Raw genomic sequence first — 1055 nt, 5'->3', positions numbered from 1 at the left:
ATATAAATCTACAATGAAGGTTCGACATTCGTGTAAAACCTGAAAAAACTGCCCATACTGCTCCTAAGAACCTGTATCGTAAAGGAGCGGAATGGTGATGAAACGATTAAAAATTACAAACACACACGGCTGGACGATAAAAAGACTACGACAAAAAGAACGCATGATCAAAGATGCTTTTCTTCGTCAGCGAGTCGCAGCGGTTCGCCTTGTTATGGAAGGCTACACGGGACAAGAGGTTTCCGCGACGCTTACTATTCATCGCCAATCGGTTGCCAGTTACGTGAAAAAGTTTAATGAAGGTGGCTTACCTGAACTGCTGGCAAGGAACGTTCCACCGGGAAAAGAGCCGTACCTGTCGGCTGAACAACAAGCCGAGCTAAAACGCATTATCCTGGAGACCACACCTGAAGAACAAGGCATCGGCGTCTACGCTTCATGGGATAGCCGCATCATCCAGGAGTTACTTGCGAAAAAATGGGGCGTTTCGATGAGTCGCGGGGGGATTACCCACATGCTTCATCGCCTCAACCTTAGCTATACACGCCCAACGTATATTCTCGCCAAAGCCGACCAGGAAAAGCAGGCGCGCTTTGTGAAGCAGTTGGACATGATAAAAAAAACTCTTTACAGACAACATGATCCTGCTTTACGAGGATGAAAGCCATGTTCGTTCGTACCAGGCACTGCGCGCCACGTGGTCAGAAACACGTAACCAGCGCCGCATCCCAACGTATGGCCACCATGCCCATATGACGTTGTTTGGCACCGTAAATCCAGCGGATGGAGACTTTTTTTGTGTGCCGTCTGACACCTGTGATGCCCAGGCTTTTTTGGTGTTTTTGACCCAAACCATCGAGCGGTATGCGGACAAGTATATTGTCATGGTGCTGGATAATGCGCGGATTCACCGGGCGAAGCTTCTCCAGCCGTTTCTAGAAGAGAATCGGCATCGGCTCTTTCTGCTTTTCCTGCCGCCCTATTCACCGGATCTGAATCCGATTGAACGGATATGGGGGTGGCTAAAAGAGACGGTCATTTTCAATCGTTTTCAT

2 protein-coding genes are annotated in these 1055 nt (G+C 48.7%); both read left to right on the top strand.

The annotated features are described in order from the left end of the window. Window positions 1-97 precede the first annotated feature (97 nt). Window positions 98-661, top strand: coding sequence for a winged helix-turn-helix domain-containing protein (locus ADA01nite_RS21730; protein WP_146812506.1), 564 nt, complete (start codon window positions 98-100; stop codon window positions 659-661). Further along, window positions 639-1055: IS630 family transposase (locus tag ADA01nite_RS21725; protein WP_146812505.1), on the top strand; the 417-nt coding region annotated here is incomplete at its 3' end. The genes ADA01nite_RS21730 and ADA01nite_RS21725, both read left to right, overlap by 23 nt.

Origin of the sequence: Aneurinibacillus danicus (genome assembly GCF_007991215.1) — a bacterium.
Taxonomy (GTDB): domain Bacteria; phylum Bacillota; class Bacilli; order Aneurinibacillales; family Aneurinibacillaceae; genus Aneurinibacillus; species Aneurinibacillus danicus.
This window is presented reverse-complemented; position numbering and strand designations above follow the sequence as displayed.